At 73.1% G+C, this 20252-nt stretch carries 20 protein-coding genes and 1 rRNA gene; 4 read left to right on the forward strand and 17 right to left on the reverse strand.

Features of this window, described 5'->3' with window-relative positions:
* Window positions 1-50: 50 nt before the first annotated feature.
* On the reverse strand, window positions 51-1460 hold the full coding sequence (locus ACFY7E_RS20835; RefSeq protein ID WP_389486876.1) for a helix-turn-helix domain-containing protein: 1410 nt from the start codon (window positions 1458-1460) through the stop codon (window positions 51-53).
* A 237-nt stretch (window positions 1461-1697) separates the two neighbouring features.
* Between ACFY7E_RS20835 and ACFY7E_RS20840 the strand changes: the two genes are divergently transcribed.
* On the forward strand, window positions 1698-2411 hold the full coding sequence (locus ACFY7E_RS20840; protein ID WP_389486878.1) for a DUF4232 domain-containing protein: 714 nt from the start codon (window positions 1698-1700) through the stop codon (window positions 2409-2411).
* Window positions 2412-2481: 70 nt separating this feature from the next.
* Here ACFY7E_RS20840 and ACFY7E_RS20845 read toward each other — a convergent pair whose 3' ends face one another.
* The 7 genes from ACFY7E_RS20845 to ACFY7E_RS20875 all read right to left on the reverse strand — a co-directional run bounded on the left by ACFY7E_RS20845 (window position 2482) and on the right by ACFY7E_RS20875 (window position 9348).
* Window positions 2482-2754: a DUF1876 domain-containing protein gene (locus tag ACFY7E_RS20845; RefSeq protein WP_383445781.1), complete on the reverse strand. Its 273-nt coding sequence runs from the start codon at window positions 2752-2754 to the stop codon at window positions 2482-2484.
* Between the two features lie 110 nt (window positions 2755-2864).
* Window positions 2865-3866, reverse strand: coding sequence for a porphobilinogen synthase (gene hemB / locus ACFY7E_RS20850; protein ID WP_389486881.1), 1002 nt, complete (start codon window positions 3864-3866; stop codon window positions 2865-2867).
* A 140-nt stretch (window positions 3867-4006) separates the two neighbouring features.
* Complete coding sequence (locus tag ACFY7E_RS20855) at window positions 4007-5677, reverse strand: uroporphyrinogen-III synthase (RefSeq protein ID WP_389486883.1); 1671 nt, start codon at window positions 5675-5677, stop codon at window positions 4007-4009.
* Window positions 5674-6660, reverse strand: a complete 987-nt coding sequence (gene hemC / locus ACFY7E_RS20860; RefSeq protein ID WP_383445790.1) for a hydroxymethylbilane synthase — start codon at window positions 6658-6660, stop codon at window positions 5674-5676. The genes ACFY7E_RS20855 and hemC overlap by 4 nt, the downstream gene beginning before the upstream one ends.
* The gene (locus tag ACFY7E_RS20865; RefSeq protein ID WP_389486885.1) at window positions 6657-8012 is read right to left on the reverse strand and encodes a glutamyl-tRNA reductase; all 1356 of its coding nucleotides are present in this window, start codon (window positions 8010-8012) and stop codon (window positions 6657-6659) included. The genes hemC and ACFY7E_RS20865 overlap by 4 nt, the downstream gene beginning before the upstream one ends.
* The gene (locus ACFY7E_RS20870; protein ID WP_389486887.1) at window positions 8009-8797 is read right to left on the reverse strand and encodes a redox-sensing transcriptional repressor Rex; all 789 of its coding nucleotides are present in this window, start codon (window positions 8795-8797) and stop codon (window positions 8009-8011) included. The genes ACFY7E_RS20865 and ACFY7E_RS20870 overlap by 4 nt, the downstream gene beginning before the upstream one ends.
* 272 nt (window positions 8798-9069) lie before the next feature.
* Complete coding sequence (locus ACFY7E_RS20875) at window positions 9070-9348, reverse strand: glutaredoxin family protein (protein WP_383445797.1); 279 nt, start codon at window positions 9346-9348, stop codon at window positions 9070-9072.
* A gap of 125 nt (window positions 9349-9473) precedes the next feature.
* Here ACFY7E_RS20875 and ACFY7E_RS20880 point away from each other — a divergent pair, with 125 nt between their 5' ends.
* The 3 genes from ACFY7E_RS20880 to ACFY7E_RS20890 all read left to right on the forward strand — a co-directional run bounded on the left by ACFY7E_RS20880 (window position 9474) and on the right by ACFY7E_RS20890 (window position 13168).
* On the forward strand, window positions 9474-10415 hold the full coding sequence (locus tag ACFY7E_RS20880) for an HAD family hydrolase (RefSeq protein ID WP_383445800.1): 942 nt from the start codon (window positions 9474-9476) through the stop codon (window positions 10413-10415).
* A gap of 438 nt (window positions 10416-10853) precedes the next feature.
* A complete protein-coding gene (locus ACFY7E_RS20885; RefSeq protein WP_383445802.1) occupies window positions 10854-11639 on the forward strand; it encodes an ECF subfamily RNA polymerase sigma factor, BldN family in 786 nt (261 codons plus the stop codon).
* Window positions 11640-11920: 281 nt separating this feature from the next.
* Window positions 11921-13168, forward strand: coding sequence for a DUF5667 domain-containing protein (locus ACFY7E_RS20890; protein WP_389486890.1), 1248 nt, complete (start codon window positions 11921-11923; stop codon window positions 13166-13168).
* A gap of 66 nt (window positions 13169-13234) precedes the next feature.
* Here ACFY7E_RS20890 and ACFY7E_RS20895 read toward each other — a convergent pair whose 3' ends face one another.
* From ACFY7E_RS20895 to rrf, 9 genes are all read right to left on the reverse strand, one after another.
* Complete coding sequence (locus tag ACFY7E_RS20895) at window positions 13235-14260, reverse strand: lysophospholipid acyltransferase family protein (RefSeq protein ID WP_389486892.1); 1026 nt, start codon at window positions 14258-14260, stop codon at window positions 13235-13237.
* Window positions 14261-14275: 15 nt separating this feature from the next.
* Window positions 14276-15352, reverse strand: a complete 1077-nt coding sequence (locus ACFY7E_RS20900) for an NAD-dependent epimerase/dehydratase family protein (protein ID WP_389486894.1) — start codon at window positions 15350-15352, stop codon at window positions 14276-14278.
* Window positions 15353-15491: 139 nt separating this feature from the next.
* Window positions 15492-15590, reverse strand: coding sequence for a 30S ribosomal protein bS22 (locus tag ACFY7E_RS20905; protein WP_003948845.1), 99 nt, complete (start codon window positions 15588-15590; stop codon window positions 15492-15494).
* A gap of 193 nt (window positions 15591-15783) precedes the next feature.
* Window positions 15784-15993, reverse strand: coding sequence for a helix-turn-helix domain-containing protein (locus ACFY7E_RS20910; protein WP_030223786.1), 210 nt, complete (start codon window positions 15991-15993; stop codon window positions 15784-15786).
* A 127-nt stretch (window positions 15994-16120) separates the two neighbouring features.
* A complete protein-coding gene (locus tag ACFY7E_RS20915; RefSeq protein WP_389486896.1) occupies window positions 16121-16936 on the reverse strand; it encodes a phosphatase in 816 nt (271 codons plus the stop codon).
* 103 nt (window positions 16937-17039) lie between these two features.
* Window positions 17040-18215 carry an acetoin utilization protein AcuC gene (locus ACFY7E_RS20920; RefSeq protein ID WP_383447180.1) on the reverse strand — a complete coding sequence of 392 codons (1176 nt, stop codon included), beginning with the start codon at window positions 18213-18215 and terminating at the stop codon, window positions 17040-17042.
* Window positions 18184-19392 carry an MFS transporter gene (locus ACFY7E_RS20925; protein ID WP_389486898.1) on the reverse strand — a complete coding sequence of 403 codons (1209 nt, stop codon included), beginning with the start codon at window positions 19390-19392 and terminating at the stop codon, window positions 18184-18186. The genes ACFY7E_RS20920 and ACFY7E_RS20925 overlap by 32 nt, the downstream gene beginning before the upstream one ends.
* 43 nt (window positions 19393-19435) lie before the next feature.
* Complete coding sequence (locus ACFY7E_RS20930; RefSeq protein ID WP_389486900.1) at window positions 19436-20083, reverse strand: HAD family hydrolase; 648 nt, start codon at window positions 20081-20083, stop codon at window positions 19436-19438.
* A gap of 78 nt (window positions 20084-20161) precedes the next feature.
* A 5S ribosomal RNA gene (gene rrf, locus ACFY7E_RS20935) occupies window positions 20162-20252 on the reverse strand; the annotation flags it as partial.

Genomic DNA, 20252 nt, shown 5'->3' on the forward strand with positions numbered 1-20252 from the left:
GCGCCACCGACGGGCGCCCCTCGCGTGTGCGAGGGGCGCCCGTTCCGCGTTCAGCTCCCTTCGTCCGGGCGCCATTCGCCCGGCTCGACCCACCAGACGTACGAAGGACGCCCGGCGAGCGCGCTGGTGCGGAACGGGCGGCCTCCGTCGTCGACCCGGATCGTGCCCCTGCGGTCGCCGCTGCTCCATTCGACCTCCAGGTACCAGCTGACGTCGTGGGCCTTCGTGGTCACGTCGAAGCGGAGCACCTGGGGGTCGTCGGAGGCGACCTTGTAGGGGAAGTCCTTGGCGGGGACGACGATGTCGCCGTTCTGTCCGGCGACCGGGCGGACGCCGGGCTGGGGGCGGTCGAGGTCCACGGCGAACGTCTGCGGGACGACGCCGCTGCCGCAGCCCTCGCCCATCGAGAACGCCGACCAGGGCAGCGCGGCGGAGCGTCCCACCACGCGGACGTGGATCCTGTTGATCACCACGGAGTCGGCCGTGCGGCCCGTGGCGGTGAGTTCGAGCAGCATCCCGCCGCCGTCCACCGCGCCGAGCGACCGCGCCCAGCTCCGGTGGTCCTGGGGCGGGGGCGGCGGGGGGACCGTCCCGGGGTCGCGGTCGAGCAGGTAGTACTGGCCGCAGGGATGGTCCCAGTTGTAGGAGCTGACGCCGACGCGCAGCGGGACGCCGGTCGCGGGCGCCCCGGACCGCGAGGCGGTCGGCACCGGGTCCGCGGACGGAGAAGGGGCCGAGGGGGACGGGGAGCCCTTGCCGTCCGGGAGCCCGGACGGCGGTCCGGCCGAAGTCCCGGACGGGGTCGGGGCAGGGAGCGGGGTCACGGCCGGGGACGAAGCGGGGCCCGGGTGTACGGGGAGGGTGCCGCCGGTCGCCGCACTCGACGGGGCGGGCGCCGGCGCGGCCCGCTCCGGCCGCCCTTCGCCGCCGCCACCGGCCGCGAACACGGCGACCGGCACGGCCACCGCGACGACCACGGCGGCGGCGAGCGCGACGAGCACACGACGACGGCGCGGACCGCCACTCCGCGGACCACCGGGTACATCGGACGCACCGGCCGCGTCCGGCGCATCGGACGCACCGGGAACGCCTTCCGAGCCCGACCCCGTATCCGCGTCCGTGACGGACGCCTCTTCCGGCTCCGCCACCGCCTCCGTCACTACCTCTGTCACCACCTCCGCCACCAGCCCCGGCGTGGAGCGCCCCCGTGTCCGCGCGTCGTCCGCGACGATCCAGCGCCGGTGCAGCTCGATCAGTTCCTCGCGCTCGGCCCCGCACAGGCGCGCGAGCCGCTCGACCGCGGCGAACTCGGCCGGTACGGCGTCCCCGTTGCAGTAGCGGTGCAGGGTCGACGTGCTGACGTGCAGCCGCCCGGCGAGCACCCCGTAACTGCGCCCCGAACGTTCCTTCAGCCGCCGCAGCAGCGCGCCCAGCTCCTGGGCCTCCGGTGTGGTCGCCACCGTGCCCCTCCCCCGTACTCGGTGTCCTCGCGTCCCGGAACGGCGTTCCAGGCAGGGGCCGTTCCCGCTGGTCACCGTACCCGTGAGCGTTCCGGCGTCCCCCATGGTCCGTTCGGCGTTGCGGCCGGAATCCGCCGCCCCGCAACCTGGGGCCATGCCGCACGGCACCGGTCGACGGACGGTGCGGCAACCGGAGACAGACCGAAAAGCAACGTCACCAACGGGGGTTCCACCACCATGCGTACGCACCGCATCCGCATCGCCGCCGCGGCGGCCGTCACCGCCGCCTCCCTCTCCCTCACCGCCTGCCAGGGATCGGGGAACGGCACCCGGGACGAGGGCCGGGCCTCGTCCCCGACCACCACCTCACCGGTCACCACCGCACCGGAGCCCACCGCACCGACGAGCGCGGACACCTCCGGCAACGGAAGCACCTCGCCTCAGGGCTCCCAGGGCTCCCCGGCTTCCCCCACCACCCCCGCCGAGAACAGCGGCAGGACGGGCGGAAAGAGCACCCCCGCCACGACGGACCGCCCCTGCGACGCCTCGGCCGTACGGGTCGTCTACAGCCCGGTCAGCCGTCCGCTCAACCACGCGCTGCTCACCGTCACCAACACCGGCCGCACCGCGTGCAACGCCTACCACGCCCCCGTGCTGCGTCTCGACGACGGGCAGGCGGCGGTCGCGGTGGACCGGAGCACCAAGCCGCAGGCGGTCGTCACCCTGTTCCCGGGCGAGAGCGCGTACGCGGCGATGATCCTGTCGGCGGCCGACGGCAGCGGGCAGCACGGTCGGACGTCGAAGAAGCTGACCGTCTGGTTCGCCCCGTGCGACAACGTGGGTTCGGCCGGGGGCCCGGCCGTTCTGAAGCTGCCCGCCGGCACGTACACGGACAGCACCACCCGGGTCACCTACTGGCAGAGCTCGATGGAGGACGCCCTGGCCTTCTGAGGCCGCCGACCGACCCCGGCGCGCCGCGTCCCGTCCCCCGGGCCGCGGCGCGCCGCCGTCGTCACCGTCGTCACCGGATGGTGTGCGAGGTGCGTCCGGACACCGCGTCGATCTCCGTGTGGGCCTTCTGGAGGAGCTGCGAGGCGAGGTCCATCAGCGCGCGTGCGCCGGCGATCTCCTCGCCGACCCGCAGCTGGTCCGGGTCGGAGGGGTGCCGGTTCGCGGTGCCGTGGGCCCGGAACTCGGTGCCGTCGCCGAGCCGGACCATGGCCGCGGCCCGCGTCCGGTCGCCCTCCTCCTGGAACTCCATCTCCACGTGCCATCCGACCAGCGTGTGCGTCATGAGGACCACCTCCGGCGAGGTAGGGATACCTGTCGGCCACCCCTCCAGGGTGCGCCGACCGACGGCCCCCCACCAGCCGGGAAGCGGCGGCCCTCACCAACCGGGGACGGTCAGACCGCGCGGCCGAGCTTCTGCGCGACCTCGGTCGCCCAGTACGTCAGGATCATCTGCGCGCCGGCCCGCCGGATGCCGGTGAGGGTCTCCAGGATCGCCCTGTCGCGGTCGATCCAGCCCTTCTCGGCGGCGGCCTCGACCATCGCGTACTCGCCGCTGATCTGGTAGGCGGCGACGGGCACGTGCACGGAGGCGGCGACCTGGGCGACGACGTCGAGGTACGGGCCGGCGGGCTTGACCATCACCATGTCCGCGCCCTCCTCCAGGTCGAGCGCCAGCTCGCGCATCGACTCGCGGAGGTTGGCCGGGTCCTGCTGGTAGGTCTTGCGGTCGCCCTTGAGCGAGGAGCCGACGGCCTCGCGGAAGGGTCCGTAGAAGGCGGAGGAGTACTTCGCGGTGTACGCGAGGATCGCCACGTCCTCCTTGCCGATGGTGTCCAGGGCGTCGCGGACGACGCCGACCTGGCCGTCCATCATCCCGGAGGGGCCGACGACGTGGACGCCGGCGTCGGCCTGGACCTGGGCCATCTCGGCGTAACGTTCCAGCGTGGCGTCGTTGTCGACCCGCCCGTCGGCGTCGAGGACGCCGCAGTGGCCGTGGTCGGTGTACTCGTCGAGGCACAGGTCCGACATGATCACGAGGTCGTCGCCGACCTCGGCCCGCACGTCCCGGATCGCGACCTGGAGGATCCCGTCGGGGTCGGTGCCCGCCGTGCCGGCGGCGTCCTTCTTGGCGTCCTCGGGCACGCCGAAGAGCATGATCCCGGAGACGCCGGCCTCCAGCGCCTCCACGGCGGCCTTCCGCAGGGTGTCGCGGGTGTGCTGCACGACCCCGGGCATCGCCTCGATCGGCACGGGCTCGGTGATCCCCTCGCGCACGAACGCGGGCAGGATCAGGTCGGCGGGATGCAGCCGTGTCTCGGCCACCATCCGCCGCAGGGCGGGCGTCGTCCGCAGCCGCCGCGGCCGCGCCCCGGGAAAGGATCCGTACGAGTTCATACGACCGAGGCTACGCCCGCGCGGACCGTGCACTTGCCGACAGGGTGTTGCCGCGAAAGGGACCGCGACCCCGCGACTCCCTCCCGCAACGCAGAAGGTGCGGGCCCCGTACAGGACCCGCACCCCCGGCGAGAGAACGACTACGTCGTCCGGCGCCGTCTCGCTCCCGGCCGCCGCTCGCTCGGCCGCGTCACCGGGTCGCCCGCCTCCAGGGCGGACTCCCGCCGGCGCGTGCCGAAGTCCGCGAGGGCCTCCGCCAGCTTGTGGACGGACGGCTCGGGCGACAGGACGTCCACCCGCAGGCCGTGCTCCTCCGCCGTCTTGGCGGTGGCGGGGCCGATGCAGGCGATGACCGTCACGTTGTGCGGCTTGCCGGCGATGCCGACGAGGTTCCGCACGGTGGACGACGAGGTGAAGAGGACCGCGTCGAAACCGCCGCCCTTGATCGCCTCGCGGGTGTCGGCCGGCGGCGGCGAGGCCCGTACGGTCCGGTAGGCGGTGACGTCGTCGACCTCCCACCCGAGCTCGATGAGGCCCGCGACCAGGGTCTCGGTCGCGATGTCGGCGCGCGGCAGGAAGACGCGGTCGATCGGGTCGAAGACCGGGTCGTACGGCGGCCAGTCCTCCAGGAGTCCGGCGGCGGACTGCTCGCCGCTGGGCACCAGGTCGGGCTTGACGCCGAAGTCGACGAGGGCGGCGGCGGTCTGCTCGCCCACCGCGGCGACCTTGATCCCGGCGAAGGCGCGGGCGTCGAGCCCGTACTCCTCGAACTTCTCGCGCACGGCCTTCACGGCGTTGACGGAGGTGAAGGCGATCCACTCGTAGCGGCCGGTGACCAGGCCCTTGACCGCGCGCTCCATCTGCTGCGGGGTGCGCGGCGGCTCGACGGCGATGGTCGGGACCTCGTGCGGCACGGCGCCGTACGAACGCAGCTGGTCGGAGAGCGAGGCGGCCTGCTCCTTGGTGCGCGGCACGAGGACCCGCCAGCCGAAGAGCGGCTTGGACTCGAACCACGACAGCCGGTCCCGCTGCGCGGGGGCGCTGCGCTCGCCGACCACGGCTATGACCGGCCGGTGGCCCTCGGGCGAGGGGAGGACCTTGCCCTGCTTGAAGACCTGGGCGATGGTGCCGAGGGTGGCGTTCCAGGTCCGCTGGCGGGTCGTGGTGCCGGCGACGGTGACGGTGAGCGGGGTGTCCGGCTTGCGGCCGGCCGCGACCAGTTCGCCGGCGGCCGCGGCCACCGCGTCGAGGGTGGTGGAGACGACGACGGTGCCGCCGGAGGCGCCGACCTCGGTCCAGCACCGCTCGTCGGCGGTCCGGGCGTCGACGAAGCGCACGTCGGTGCCCTGGGCGTCGCGCAGCGGCACGCCGGCGTAGGCGGGGACGCCGACGGCGGTGGCGACGCCGGGGACGACCTCGAAGGGGATGCCCTCGGCGGCGCAGGCGAGCATCTCGGCGCTCGCGTCGCCGTCGAGGCCGGGGTCGCCGGTCACCGCACGGACGACCCGCCTGCCGCCCCTCGCGGCCTCCATGACAAGATTGGTGGCGTCCCTCAACACGGGGACTCCGGCGGCTGTTGACGCCTCGTCGACGATCGTCAGTTCCGGCGTGCTCACCCCCGCACGCGCATGGCCGCGGACGACGTCGAGCACCTCGGGTTCGGCGATCAGGACGTCCGCCCCCGCGAGGGCCTCGACGGCCCGGAGGGTCAGGAGTCCGGGGTCGCCCGGTCCCGCGCCGAGGAACGTGACGTGTCCGTGGCCCGCGAAGGCCGGGGACAGGGGGCTGGTGGTCGGGCTGGTGGGGTTCAAAGTGCTCGCTCCCCCATAAGACCGGCCGCACCCTTGGCGAGCATCTCGTCCGCGAGTACGCGTCCGAGCGCCATGGCCTCGTCGTGCGAGGTGGGTACGGGTCCGGTGGTGGACAGCTGCACCAGCGTCGAGCCGTCGGTGGTGCCGACGACGCCGCGCAGGCGCATTTCGGTGACAGCCTGCCCGTGACCGGGGTCGTCGGCCGGCAGGTCGGCGAGCGCACCCACGGGTGCGGAACAGCCGGCCTCCAGGGCGGCGAGCAGGGAACGCTCGGCGGTCACGGCGATCCGCGTGTGCGGGTCGTCGAGAGCGGCGAGCGCGGCGACGAGTCCGGCGTCGGACGCCGGACACTCGACGGCGAGGGCCCCCTGGCCGGGGGCGGGCAGCACGGAGTCGACCGGGAGGTGGTCGAGGGTGAGGGAGCGGGTGAGCTCCTCGGTGCCGCCGATGCGGTTGAGTCCGGCCGCGGCGAGGACCACCGCGTCCAGTTCACCGCTGCGGACGTAGCCGACGCGGGTGTCGACGTTGCCGCGGATCGGGACGCAGGTGATGTCCAGGCCGTGGTCGCGCGCGTAGGCGTGCAGCTGGGCCGTGCGGCGCGGCGAGCCGGTGCCGACCCGGGCGCCCTTCGGCAGCCGGTCCAGCGTGACGCCCTCGGGGGCGATCAGTACGTCGCGGGGGTCCTCGCGGCGGGGGATCGCGGCCACGACCAGGTCGGGGTGCGGCGTGGTCGGCAGGTCCTTCAGCGAGTGGACGGCGAAGTCCACCTCACCGGCGAGCAGCGCGTCGCGCAGGGCGGCGACGAAGACGCCGGTGCCGCCGATCTGCGCGAGGTGCTCACGGGAGGTGTCCCCGTACGTCGTGATCTCCACGAGCTCGACGGGCCGGCCGGTCAGCTGCCGTACGGCGTCGGCCACGTGCCCGGACTGGGCCATGGCGAGCTTGCTGCGCCTGGTCCCGAGCCTCAGTGCCCTCTCGGTCATACTCGCCCTCGGTTCTTGACGTCGGCGTCATTCAGGTCGGCCCGGCTGACGGCGGCGACCGTCTCCGGGTCGAGGTCGAAGAGTGTCCGCAGCGCGTCCGCGTACCCGGCGCCGCCGGGCTCGCTGGCGAGCTGCTTGACCCGCACGGTCGGCGCGTGCAGGAGCTTGTCGACCACCCGGCGCACGGTCTGGGTGATCTCGGCGCGCTGCTTCTCGTCGAGGCCGGGGAGGCGGCCTTCGAGGCGCGCGACCTCGCTGGTGACCACGTCGGCGGCCATGGCGCGCAGGGCGACGACGGTGGGGGTGATGTGGGCGGCGCGCTGGGCGGCGCCGAAGGCGGCGACCTCGTCGGAGACGATGCCCCGGACCCGGTCGACGTCGGCGGCCATGGGCGCGTCGGCGGAGGCCTCGGCGAGCGACTCGATGTCGACGAGCCGGACGCCGGGGACGCGGTGGGCGGCGGCGTCGATGTCGCGGGGCATGGCGAGGTCGAGGAGGGCGAGGGGTGCCTCGCGGTCCCGTACGGCGGCGGCGACGTCGTCGCCGGTGAGGACGAGTCCGGTGGCGCCGGTGCAGGAGACGACGACGTCGGCCCGGCCCAGTTCGTCGCCGACGGCAACCATCTCGGCCGCGCGTGCGGCGGCTCCCGTTCCGCCGGGCTCGTTCAGGATCTGCGCGAGCCGCTCGGCGCGGGCGAGGGTGCGGTTGGCGACGACGATCTCGGAGACGCCGGAGCGGGCGAGGGTGGCGGCGGCCAGGGAGGACATGGAGCCGGCGCCGATGACGAGGGCCTTCTTGCCCTTGGCCCAGGTCTCGACCTCCGTACCGTCGGCGAGCTGCTCCAGCCCGAAGGTGACGAGCGACTGCCCGGCACGGTCGATGCCGGTCTCGCTGTGGGCGCGCTTGCCGACCCTCAGGGCCTGCTGGAAGAGGTCGTTGAGGAGGCGTCCCGCGGTGTGCAGTTCCTGGCCGAGGGCGAGGGCGTCCTTGATCTGGCCGAGGATCTGGCCCTCGCCGACGACCATGGAGTCCAGGCCGCAGGCCACCGAGAAGAGGTGGTGGACGGCCCGGTCCTCGTAGTGCACGTAGAGGTAGGGGGTGAGCTCGTCCAGGCCGACGCCGCTGTGCTGGGCGAGGAGCGTGGACAGCTCGGCGACGCCGGCGTGGAACTTGTCCACGTCGGCGTAGAGCTCGATGCGGTTGCAGGTGGCCAGGACGGTGCCCTCGGTGGCCGGTTCGGCGGCGAGGGTGTCCTGGAGGAGCTTGGCGCGGGTGTCCGCCGCCAGCGAGGCCCGCTCCAGGACGGAGACGGGGGCGCTGCGGTGGCTGAGGCCGACGACGAGGAGGCTCATGCCGGCATCACCGCGGGGACGTCCCCGTCGGGTCCCTTGCGTCCGCCGGTGCCCGTGGCACCGCGGGGGGCGGGCGGTACGACGGCGGGGGCGTGCTCCGCGTCGCCGTCGGCCCCGGTGTCCTCCCCGGCCTTGCGCTGCTCGTGGAAGGCGAGGATCTGGAGCTCGATGGAGAGGTCGACCTTGCGCACGTCGACGCCGTCGGGGACGGAGAGGACGGTCGGGGCGAAGTTCAGGATGGAGGTGACGCCGGCGGCCACGAGGCGGTCGCAGACCTGCTGGGCGACGCCGGCCGGAGTGGCGATGACGCCGATGGAGACGCCGTCGTCCTCGACGATCCGCTCCAGGTCGTCGCTGTGCTGGACGGGGATGCCGGCGACGGGCCTGCCGGTCATGGCCGGGTCGGCGTCGATGAGCGCGGCGACGCGGAAGCCGCGGGAGGCGAAGCCGCCGTACCCGGCGAGCGCGGCGCCGAGGTTGCCGATGCCGACGATGACGACGGGCCAGTCCTGGGTGAGGCCCAGCTCGCGGGAGATCTGGTAGACGAGGTACTCGACGTCGTAGCCGACCCCGCGGGTGCCGTAGGAGCCGAGGTAGCTGAAGTCCTTGCGCAGCTTCGCGGAGTTGACCCCCGCGGCGGCCGCGAGCTCCTCGGAGGAGACCGTGGGTACGGAACGCTCCGAGAGCGCGGTCAGCGCGCGCAGATACAGCGGAAGCCGGGCGACGGTGGCCTCGGGAATTCCTCGGCTACGGGTCGCCGGTCGGTGAGTTCGGCCAGTTGCCACGGTGCTCCTGCGGGATGAGCGGGGCTGCAGGCGGCCGTATGTCCCAAGACCGCCCCGTCGAATGCAGGCTATGTCTTTGTGAACGCGTGCACAAAGATGGTGTCCGTTTTGTCCGGCCAAAGTGACCGGGGTCACGCGGCTGGTTCCCGTCACCGTGGAACCGCGCGGGAGATCGGCGCGTTGAGAACCCGAAGGGGGCAAAGCCGCACACTCTCCTCACGGTGTCGCCCCCGAAACCCATCAAAACGTCCATGATGGTAACCGGGTTTCGGTCACGCACCCAGCGCGCGCCGGAGCCGGTCGGCGTCCACGCGCCAGAAGGTGTGCTGCTCCCCGTCGACCAGGACGACGGGGATCTGCTCCCAGTACGCCCGGTACAGCTCCTCGTCCCGGGTGATGTCCTTCTCCTCCCAGGCCGCCCCCGTCTCCGCGCACACGGCCTCGACCACCGCCCTCGCGTCGTCGCAGAGGTGACATCCCGGCCTGCCGACGAGGGTCACGGTCCGCGCCCCGGCGTCCGCCTTCTTCTTCCGTCCGAACATGGCGCCCATTCTGTCCCGCCGCCGCGCCCGCACCGGTTCCGGCCGCGTCCCGGTCGACAGGGAGTACCCCACTGTTCACGCCGCGGCATCGTCACAACTCGGGAAGTACCGAACAGACTGGCTATGCTCACGGCATGGCCGCTCTGGGATGGCTCACCCCTCGTAGGCGCTCCGCCACCGCGCGCAGCGTCCTCGCAGGCGAGGCCGCTGCCGAGGCAGCGCGCAAGACCTCGCTCCAGCTGGAACGGGAGCGGGAGGCGGCCTCCGCCGCACCCCCCGCCGAGCCCGAGTTCCCGGTCGTCGGCGACGTGCGGGCGGCCGCCTTCTTCGACCTCGACAACACCGTGATGCAGGGCGCCGCGATCTTCCACTTCGGCCGCGGCCTGTACAAGAGGAAGTTCTTCCAGCGCCACGAACTCGCCCGCTTCGCCTGGCAGCAGGCCTGGTTCCGGCTCGCCGGCGTCGAGGACCCCGAGCACATGCAGGACGCCCGCGAGAGCGCCCTGTCCATCGTCAAGGGCCACCGCGTCTCCGAGCTGATGAGCATCGGCGAGGAGATCTACGACGAGTACATGGCCGACCGCATCTGGCCCGGGACCCGGAGCCTGGCCCAGGCGCACCTGGACGCGGGCCAGAAGGTGTGGCTCGTCACGGCCGCCCCGGTCGAGACGGCCACGATCATCGCCCGCCGGCTCGGCCTGACCGGCGCGCTCGGCACGGTCGCCGAGTCCGTCGACGGCGTCTACACCGGCCGGCTGGTCGGCGAGCCCCTGCACGGACCGGCCAAGGCCGAGGCGGTACGGGCGCTCGCCGCCGCCGAGGGCCTCGACCTGGGCCGCTGCGCCGCGTACAGCGACTCCCACAACGACATCCCGATGCTCTCGCTCGTCGGGCACCCGTACGCGATCAACCCGGACGCCAAGCTCCGGAAGCACGCGAGGGAACGGGAGTGGCGGCTGCGCGACTACCGGACCGGGCGCAAGGCCGCCAAGGTCGGCATCCCCGCCGCCGCGGGCCTGGGCGCGCTGGCCGGCGGCACGGCCGCCGCGGTCGCCCTGCACCGCCGCCGCCACTGACGCCCGGGCCCCGCCCGCCGCTCGCCCCCGCCGCCCGCGCCTGCCGATACGTTTCGGCTGCGATCATCTGCGACAACCCCGGACCGGGCGCCCTCACCCGTCCGTGGTCGAACAGCACCGCACAGGTCGACTCCCGGGCATTCCCGGCCCCTTACCCCGCAGCGGCCCCGATCACTCCCGCAGCTCTCACTTGAGCACAACAGAACGTGCACGTGATCAGATTCGAAAGCAGACCGATCAACAACCAGTCACCAACTGGACCTTGATCCGACTGCAAGCAGTAACAGATGCGACGGAACCGGCGATTTCTGCAACTGGGTGTAGCGCCGCCTGTACGAAGCGTTATTCTCCTCAGACGCACAAAGGACCCCTCACGTCGCCACGACGGGTGAACGGTCCCGCACTGCACGTGATGGAAGCTCTGCCTCTGGGAGTCCCGTGTACCCACACGTCGGGGTTGACGCCTCGGGCCTGGCTACGCTGCGCGCAACGGTCCTCGACCACTTGCGCGGCTTCGTCCCCACCGCGTACGCCGGCCCTGTCCCCGCCTTCGCCCTCGCCGCACCGGCACCCGTCGGGCCCTGCTACGCCCTGGCCGACGGCGGCGCCGCCGTCGGCAGACGAGGCGCCCGCTCCGGAACCTCGACCACCGCCCGCCGTCCCACCGCGGACAGCGACAGCGCCCGCATGATGGACCTCGTCGAGCGCGCCCAGGCGGGCGAGGCCGAGGCCTTCGGCCGCCTGTACGACCAGTACAGCGACACGGTCTACCGCTACATCTACTACCGCGTCGGCGGGAAGGCGACGGCGGAGGACCTCACCAGCGAGACCTTCCTGCGCGCCCTGCGCCGGATCTCCACCTTCACCTGGCAGGGCCGCGACTTCGGCGCCTGGCTCGTCACCATCGCCCGGAACCTGGTGGCCGACCACTTCAAGTCCAGCCGCTTCCGGCTGGAGGTCACCACCGGCGAGATGCTCGACGCCAACGAGGTGGAGCGGAGCCCCGAGGACTCCGTCCTGGAGTCCCTCTCCAACGCCGCCCTCCTCGACGCGGTCCGCCGCCTCAACCCCCAGCAGCAGGAGTGCGTGACCCTGCGCTTCCTCCAGGGCCTCTCGGTCGCCGAGACCGCCCGCGTCATGGGGAAGAACGAGGGGGCGATCAAGACCCTCCAGTACCGGGCGGTCCGCACCCTGGCCCGCCTCCTCCCCGACGACGCCCGCTGACCGGACGCCCGGCCGGCGCCCCCGCGCGCCCGGCCCGGCCCCTCCCCCCACATGTCCCACGACCCCGCCCAACTCACAGTCGGTGACGCCCCGATGACGCACTGGTCCGATCATCTCTCGCGCGTAACCCAAGTGCCGCGCCGCTCGTTGTGCGGGATGCAGGCTCCCCGTGGTCACGCCATGCCCGCAGCCACTCACTCTTTCGTGTGGATGCGCTCAAGGTGTGCAACCCTCCGGACACCCCGGGGAGTCGACCGTCATGACGAGAGGAGGTGCCGCCAGTGATCGCGAACGTATCGGCGCACCGGCGGGCGAACGCCTTCGCCCGGGCCCTGGAGGACCGGGCGTCCGAGGGCGCTGCGGCCGAGCCAGCCGAGACCCCGGCCGAACCTGCGGAGCAGGGACGGCTCCTGGCCCTGGCGAACGGCCTCGGCGAGCTGCCCCGGCCGCAGCTCGACCCCGAGGTCAAAGTGGTGCAGCGGGCCCAGCTGGTCGCCGCCATGGAAGCGATGCTCATGGAAGGGGGCGCGTCCGCCGGCCCCACCGTCCCGGAGCAGCGGACGTCCACCGGCAAGGGAGCCCACCGGGCGTCCCCGCTCCGGAAACTGCGCCCCCGGTCCCGCTGGACCAAGGGCCTCGCCGCCGGCGGCCTCACGGTCGGCGTGGCCGCGGGAGCCTTCGGCGGAGTGGCCGCCGCCAGTTCCGACGCCCTTCCCGGCGACTCGCTCTACGGGCTGAAGCGCGGGATGGAGGACATCAAACTGGGCATGGCGGACGACGACGCGGACCGCGGCGGCATCTACCTCGACCAGGCCTCCACCCGCCTCAGCGAGGCCCGCCGCCTCATGGAGCGCGGCCGCGCGGGCGACCTCGACCACGAGTCGCTCGCCGAGATCCGCCGCGTCCTGGGCGGGATGAAGCACGACGCCACCGAGGGCCACCGGCTGCTCCGCCAGGCGTACGAGCGGGACGGCGCCCTCGCCCCGATGGCCCGGCTCAACTCCTTCGCCCAGGCCCACCGGGACACCTGGGACGGCCTCCGCGACCGGCTCCCCGTCCAGCTCGCGGACGTCGGCAACGAGGTCACGTACGTCTTCGACGCCATAGACGAAGAGGTCGAGCCGCTCCAGTCCGTGCTCCCCCGCCCCCCCGAGCGGGGCACGGTCGGCACCGAGGGCCCGCGCAGCAGCACGCCCAGCGCCCCGCAGGGCACCGGGGAGACGGGCACCCAGCCCCCGCCGACCGGCCGGGAGACGCCCTCCTCGGCCGGCCCCTCCACCGCGCCCCGCCCGTCGGACCCGAGCACGGGCACCGGCCCGGGCACGGACGGCGGCACCACCGCCCCGCCGGAGGACGACGGTCTCATCGGCGGCGGCGACGGCGGACTGCTCAAGCCCTCCCCGACCGGGACGACGACGTCCCCGCCGGCGGGGGACCAGCCGGTCCCGGACGTCCCCGACGTCACCATCCCGCCCATCCTGCCAGGCCTGCTTCCGGGCCTCGGCATCGACAGCGAGGACGCTCGCTAGCAAGGAGAAGGGGCGCCCCCACGGACGGGGGGCGCCCCTTCTTCATGTGCTCCCGCACGACCGGGCTCAGAAGAACACCGACCTCCGCTGCACCAGCAGCTTGTAGAGGGTGTGCTGGATCTGCTCCCGCACCTGGTCCGTCAGGTTGAACATCAGCATCGGGTCCTCCGCCGCCTCCGGCGCGTACGAGTCCGTCGGGATCGGCTCCCCGAACTGGATCGTCCACTTCGTCGGCAACGGCAGCGCCCCCAGCGGGCCCAGCCACGGGAAGGTCGGGGTCAGCGGGAAGTACGGCAGGCCCAGGATCCGCGCCGGCGTCTTCGCGTTCCCGAGCATCGGGTATATCTCCTCCGCGCCCACGATCGAGCAGGGCACGATCGGCACCCCGGCCCGCAGCGCCGTCGAGACGAACCCGCCCCGCCCGAACCGCTGGAGCTTGTACCGCTCCCCGAAGGGCTTCCCGATCCCCTTGAAGCCCTCCGGCATCACCCCGACGATCTCACCGGCCCGCAGCAGCCGCTCCGCGTCCTCCGCGCACGCCAGGGTGTGCCCCGCCTTGCGCGCCAGCTCGTTGACGACCGGCAGCACGAAGACCAGGTCCGCGGCGAGCAGCCGCAGGTGCCGCCCCGCCGGATGCCGGTCGTGCACGGCGACCTGCATCATCAGCCCGTCCAGCGGCAGCGTCCCCGAGTGGTTGGCGACGATCAGTGCCCCGCCCTTGTCCGGGATGTTCTCGACGCCCTTCACCTCCACCCGGAAGTACTTCTCGTACAGCGGGCGCAGCAGCGACATCAGGACCTGGTCGGTGAGCTCCTCGTCGTAGCCGAACTCGTCGACCTCGTAGTCGCCGGTGATCCGCCGCCGCAGGAACGCGAGCCCGCTCGCGAGCCGCCGCTCCCAGCCGCTCGCGGCGGCCGGCCGCTCCGGGGCGGCGGGGGCCGCCGGCTCCTCCGCCGCCCGGGAGGCGGGGATCTCCGGCTCCTGCGGCCCCGGCAGGGCCCGTACGGCCGCCGCCTCGCCGTCGGTCCGGGACGGCCGGCGACGGGCCCGTGAGCGGTCGTCGTCGAAGGGAATGACCTTGGCGTCCGCCATCGCAGTCGGGCCTCCTCAGGCGCCGTCGTGAACTGTGGGAACTCCGGGGGGAGAAGAGGGGGAGGCGGGGGCCAGGCGCCCGGCGAGCCGGTCCACCGCCCCGGCCAGCGCCTCGGGCGGCAGCAGCCCCCGGCCCCGGCCGCGCGCGAAGTCCGCGAAGGCCTCCGCCGTCGTGTGCCGGGGCGAGAAGCCGAAGACCTCGCGCGTGTGGACCGTCGAGACGACCCGGCCGTGCGTGAGCAGCCGGATCTGCTCGGGCGCGAAGTCGGTGATCCCGACCGTGCGCAGCGCCGTCCCCACCCAGGTGACCGCCGGGAGCAGCACCGGCACCGTCGGCCGGCCGAGCCGCCGCGCGCACTGGGACAGGAGCAGCACCCCGTCGCCCGCGACGTTGAAGGTGCCGCTGTTCTGGGTGGCCCGGCGCGGCTCGTGCGCCGCCAGGCGCAGGACGTCGATCACGTCGTCCTCGTGGACGAACTGCAGCCGCGGGTCGTAGCCGAGGACGGTCGGCAGGACCGGCAGCGCCAGGTACTCGGTCAGCGGGGAGTCGATCCGGGGCCCCAGGATGTTCGCGAACCGCAGCACGCACACGGCCACGTCCGGGCGGCGCCGGGCGAAGCCCCGCACATAGCCCTCGACTTCGACGGCGTCCTTCGCGAAGCCCCCGCTCGGCAGCGCCTTCGCGGGCGTCGTCTCGGTGAAGACGGCCGGGTCGCGCGGCGCGGAACCGTACACGCTGGTGGTGGACTTCACCACGAACCGCGCGATCCGCGGCGACTTCTGGCAGGCGCCGAGCAGCTGCATGGTGCCGATGACGTTGGTCTCCTTGACCGACGTCCGGCCGCCCCCGCCGAGGGCCGTCCCGGTGACGTCCAGATGGACCACCGTGTCGACGTCGTGCTCGACGAGGACCTTCGCGATCTCGGGGTGGCGGATGTCCACCCGTACGAACTCGGCGGCGCCGAGCTGGTGCGCCGGGTCGACCGCGTCCACCGCGATCACCCGCTCCACCTCGGGGTCCCGCTGGATCCGCCGCACGAAGCGGCCGCCGAGGTGCCGGGCGGCACCGGTGACGAGCACGACCTTGCCCAAGATCAGCGCCTTCCGTCCGTCTTCCGTAGGTCGCCACCGTAGCGCTTCCAGATTTCGGCGCAATAAAAGACGTGGCCCTCCACCGCGAACGGTGAAGGGCCACGCCCGACGCACTGAATGCTGCGATGCAGCCGTCGCCTTACTTCTTGTTGCGACGCTGAACGCGCGTGCGCTTGAGCAGCTTGCGGTGCTTCTTCTTCGCCATCCGCTTGCGCCGCTTCTTGATAACAGAGCCCACGACTACCCTCGCTCACTTCTCGGAACATTCCCGCCTCGGCGGGAATCGGTGCGGGGCGTCTGGGCCCACACGACCTACGTCGGCCTAGCCTACCGTCCCGAGCACCCCGGTCGTAATCCGAGGGCGATGTCCGGCTCTCCCGGGAGCCGCCCGGGGTCCTCCCGGGCCCTCCCGGCGACGCGCCGCGCGCCCGCTACGCGGTCCCCACCCCCACGAAGGACTCCCGGAGGTACTCGTGCACCGCCTGTTCCGGCACCCGGAAGGACCTGCCCACCCGGATCGCCGGCAGATGACCGCTGTGCACCAAGCGGTACACGGTCATCTTCGAGACGCGCATCACCGAGGCGACTTCCGCCACGGTCAGAAACTTGACCTCGTTGAGAGGTCGATCGCCAGCAGCCATGACCCACCTGTACCTTCCGCCGCGACGCCCACCGGCTTCCCCTCCGGTGACTCTTCGTCGCCGAGCGCTCACGATCCAGAGTAGGGGCGGGTGGTACGAGTGGGGAAGAGGAGCTGCCACCGGCCGTTTACCGTGACAGACGCGCCCGATTGAGCACATAGCGCGTCAGCGGGAGGTACGAGGCGGAGCGCACGCCGTCGTCGAGCGGAACCACCGCCGACACCTGCCCCTCCGCCTCCCCGACGAACGGCGCGGGATCGTCCGTGTCGGCGAGCCCGATGGCCTCGATGCCCAGCTGACCTGCCCCGCAGACCCATCCGTGGTCCCCGACCACCAGCTCCGGAAGCGGCCCGCCGGAGTCGGCCGCGCTCTCCAGGACGGCCCTGACCGGTAGCGGCGAATGGGAGTGCGCCCCCGGTGCGCGCCCGCCCCCGGGCGGTCCGGGTTCCCGTACGAACACCACCCCCCGCGCGTGGTCGAGGAGGTACGTGCGTACGCCGAACCGGGTCGTCATGTCGACACATCTCCCCTGCGCCGGGGTGAGGACAAGACATCCCGCCGCCGACAAGGCGTCTGCGAGAGCGGCGTAGAAACCGAGCAGCCGGTGCGGGTGCCCCGTGCCCAGGAGCACCGGGACCCGCCGCGCCGCCGCCGCGCCGAGCCGCTCCGCGAAGGCGTCGAGCCCCCGCAGCGTGCGCTCCGGATCGATGACGTCCGCCCCCGACCGGTGCCCCGGATCCCCCGACACCCCGCACTTCTCGGCCATGAGCCGCAGCAGTTCGGCCTCGTCCCACTCCCGCACCGGGTCGAGCCCGAGCAGCACCCGGGGATCGCGCGCGGCGAAGAGCCGGTAGCTCCGCAGGTTCTCCTCCCGCGAGGTCGCCACCGCGCCCGCCAACCCCGCCGCCAACAGATGCGCCCGCAGCGCCCCGGTACTCAACACCCTCCCGATGCTGCCGGAACACGGCCGCCCGGGGACGCGAACCTCCGGGACGCCCCACCACCGGCGTAACTTCCGGCAGGGCGTTCCCCGGGCGGGCGGCGGCTCAGGCCAGCAGCCCCCGCAGCGGGAAGGCGGCCCTGCGGGTCGCGAGCACCGCCTGGTCGAGCCGGTCCGCCGGGTCGTACCCCTCGGACCAGTCCCGGAAGTCCACCGGCCACCGCCCGTCCGTCATCCGCGCGGGACCGAGCTGCCGCGTCCGCGCGTACACCTCGTCCCGCCACGACGACGGGATCACCGAAGCCGGGTCGACGGGCGCGTGCGCCGCGATCCCCACCAGGTGCGTCCACGACCGGGGTACGACGTCGACCACCGCGTACCCGCCGCCGCCGAGCGCCAGCCACCGGCCCCCGGCGTGCTCGTGCGCCAGCTCGTGGCAGGCCTCCTGGACCGCCCGCTGCGCGTCGAGGGAGACCGCCAGGTGGGCGAGCGGGTCCTCGAAGTGGGTGTCCGCGCCGTGCTGCGTCACCAGGACCTGCGGCCGGAAGTCCGCGAGCAGCTCCGGCACGACCGCGTGGAAGGCCCGCAGCCACCCCGCGTCACCCGTCCCGGCCGGAAGGGCCACGTTCACGGCCCCGCCCTCGCCGGCCCCCGGCGCGCCGGTCTCCTCCGGCCACCCGGTCTGCGGGAACAGCGTCCTCGGGTGCTCGTGCAGCGAGACCGTCAGGACCCGCGGGTCCTCCCAGAACGCCGCCTGCACCCCGTCCCCGTGGTGTACGTCCACGTCCACGTACGCCACCCGCTCCGCACCCAGTTCGAGCAGCCGGGCGACGGCGAGCGAGGCGTCGTTGTAGATGCAGAAGCCCGCCGCCGCCCCGGGCATCGCGTGGTGCAGCCCGCCGGAGAAGTTGACCGCGTGCGCGGCCTCCCCGCGCCAGACCGCCTCCGCCGCGCCCACCGACTGCCCGGCGATCAGCGCCGACACCTCGTGCATCCCGGCGAACGCCGGATCGTCGACCGTGCCGAGTCCGTACGCCTGGTCCGCGCGGCGCGGATCGGCCGAGGCCGCCCGCACGGCCGTCACGTAGTCCTCGCGGTGCACGAGCCGCAGCGTCGAGTCCCCGGCCGGCTTCGCCGCGACCACGTCGACCGCCCGGTCGAGGCCGTAGGCCCGCACCAGCGACATCGTCAGCGCGAGCCGTACCGGGTCCATCGGATGCTCGGACCCGAAGTCGTACTGCGTGACAGCTTCATCCCACATCAACAGTGCGCGGCCGCTCATGCCCGCCACCGTATCGGGCCGCTCGCGAGCCGAACGACGTGGCGTACACCACCGTCACCAGGACGAGCACCATCGGCACCAGCATGGCCCCCCGGTAGCTCCACGCGTCCCCGAGCGCCCCCACGAGCGGCGACCCGATCAGGAACCCGACGTAGTTGAAGACGTTGAGCCGGGCCACGGCCGCGTCGCTGTTCCCCGGGAAGAGCCGCCCGGCGGCGGCGAAGGTCTGCGGCACGAGCACGCTGAGCCCGAGCCCGAGGAGCGTGAACGCGGCGATCCCCGCCCAGGCGCCCGGCGCCACCGCGACCAGCCCGAACCCGAGCGCCGCGAGCACGGCCCCGCCGCGCACGACCGCCGCGGCCCCGAGCCTGCGCACCCCGAAGTCCCCGACGGCCCGCCCGAGGAGCGTCGTCACCATGTACGCGTTGTACGGCACGGTCGCCAGCTCCTCGGAGCTGTGCAGCACGTCCTGGAGGTACTTGGCGCTCCAGTTGGAGACCGTGGAGTCCCCGATGTACGCGAAGGTCATGACGAGACAGAGCGGCAGCAGCAGCTTGAACGCGACTCCGCTCGCCCTCCCCTCCGCCCCGCCGGCCGCTTCGGCCCCGGGGGCGTCGCCACCGGCCGCGTACCACCGGCTGCCGACGAGCGCGACGGGCAACAGGACGGCCACGACCGGCAGATAGGACGTGAACAGCGACAGGTGCCAGTGCGCCCCCGCCCAGGCGAGCGAGGCCCCGACGATCCCGCCGAGGCTGTACGAGGCGTGGAAGCCGAGCATGATGCTCCGCCCGTACGCCCGCTGGAGGCTCACGCCCAGCATGTTCATGGAGGCGTCCAGGGCGCCCACGGCGATCCCGAAGAGCCCGAGGGCGACGGCGGCCTGCCACAGCTCCGTACCGGCCCCCACGGCGAGCAGGGCCAGGAGGACGAAGGGCTGCGCCCACCGCAGCACCACGGCCGGCCCGACCCGGGCGGCGACCTTCTCGGTCGTCACGCTCGCCACGCCGGCGAGGACCGGCACGGCGGCCAGGAAGGCGGGAAGCAGCGCGTCGGATATCCCGTACCGGTCCTGGATCGCCGGTATCCGGGTCACGAGCAGGGCGAAGGTGACCCCCTGAACGAAGAAACCGACCGCCAGGGATCCCCGCCCACGCCGCAACCGCACATCCGTCATGGCGGCACAGCGTACGGCCGGAAACTACCCCTGGGTAGATGGATCACAGACCCAGAATCGCGGGCAGTTCGTCCATCCTCCGGAAGAACCCCCGGGCCCCGGCGAGCTTCTCCTCGGGGGTCATCGCGGTGAACCCGTACACGTCCATACGGGCGGCCAGGGCGGCCTGCACGCCGAGCCGGCTGTCCTCGATCACGACGCACCGCGCGGGCTCGACGCCCATCCGCGCGGCGGCGTGCAGGAACAGGTCCGGCGCCGGCTTGCCCCGCCCGACGTCCTCGGAGCTGAAGACGTTCTCGTCCCGGAACCACGTGTCGAGCCCGGTCTTCCGGTGCCCGACCCTGATCCGCTCATGACTCCCCGAGGAGGCCACGCAGTACGGGACTCCGGCCGCGACGAGCCGCTTCAGCACGTCCTCGGCCCCGGGCACGGGCTCCAGCTCGGCCTGGAACGCGGCGAAGATGCGCGCGTGGAAGACGTCGTCGAAGTCCACCGGCAGCCGCTGCCCGGTCCGCTCCTCGACCAGGTCGTGAACGCGGTGCATGGCGGACCCCATGTAGTCCCGCAGCGAGTCCTCGTACGAGGTGGGGTGTCCGAGCTCCGTCAGGTAGCCGGCCAACAGGGTGTTGGAGATCGGCTCGCTGTCCACCAGCACACCGTCGTTGTCGAAGATGACCAAGTCGTATCGCATGGCACAAGCCTAGGACGCGTCCAGAACGCAAAAATGCCTCAACCCCCGGACAAGGTCCGGGGGTTGAGGCTAAAAATTGTTCGGCGGTGTCCTACTCTCCCACAGGGTCCCCCCTGCAGTACCATCGGCGCTGAAAGGCTTAGCTTCCGGGTTCGGAATGTAACCGGGC

It is taken from the genome of Streptomyces sp. NPDC012825 (genome assembly GCF_042900925.1).
Taxonomy (GTDB): Bacteria; Actinomycetota; Actinomycetes; order Streptomycetales; family Streptomycetaceae; genus Streptomyces.

Excerpts from the sequence above, each read along its gene's own strand:
- hemB (WP_389486881.1), bottom strand. The coding sequence starts at position 3,866 with ATGAACTCGTACGGATCCTTTCCCGGGGCGCGGCCGCGGCGGCTGCGG.
- ACFY7E_RS20865 (WP_389486885.1), bottom strand. The coding sequence starts at position 8,012 with ATGAGCCTCCTCGTCGTCGGCCTCAGCCACCGCAGCGCCCCCGTCTCC.
- ACFY7E_RS20920 (WP_383447180.1), bottom strand. The coding sequence starts at position 18,215 with ATGAGCGGCCGCGCACTGTTGATGTGGGATGAAGCTGTCACGCAGTAC.
- ACFY7E_RS20925 (WP_389486898.1), bottom strand. The coding sequence starts at position 19,392 with ATGACGGATGTGCGGTTGCGGCGTGGGCGGGGATCCCTGGCGGTCGGT.
- ACFY7E_RS20875 (WP_383445797.1), bottom strand. The coding sequence starts at position 9,348 with ATGGGCGCCATGTTCGGACGGAAGAAGAAGGCGGACGCCGGGGCGCGG.
- ACFY7E_RS20930 (WP_389486900.1), bottom strand. The coding sequence starts at position 20,083 with ATGCGATACGACTTGGTCATCTTCGACAACGACGGTGTGCTGGTGGAC.
- hemC (WP_383445790.1), bottom strand. The coding sequence starts at position 6,660 with ATGACCGAGAGGGCACTGAGGCTCGGGACCAGGCGCAGCAAGCTCGCC.
- ACFY7E_RS20845 (WP_383445781.1), bottom strand. The coding sequence starts at position 2,754 with ATGACGCACACGCTGGTCGGATGGCACGTGGAGATGGAGTTCCAGGAG.
- ACFY7E_RS20840 (WP_389486878.1), top strand. The coding sequence starts at position 1,698 with ATGCGTACGCACCGCATCCGCATCGCCGCCGCGGCGGCCGTCACCGCC.
- ACFY7E_RS20895 (WP_389486892.1), bottom strand. The coding sequence starts at position 14,260 with ATGGCGGACGCCAAGGTCATTCCCTTCGACGACGACCGCTCACGGGCC.
- ACFY7E_RS20910 (WP_030223786.1), bottom strand. The coding sequence starts at position 15,993 with ATGGCTGCTGGCGATCGACCTCTCAACGAGGTCAAGTTTCTGACCGTG.
- ACFY7E_RS20880 (WP_383445800.1), top strand. The coding sequence starts at position 9,474 with ATGGCCGCTCTGGGATGGCTCACCCCTCGTAGGCGCTCCGCCACCGCG.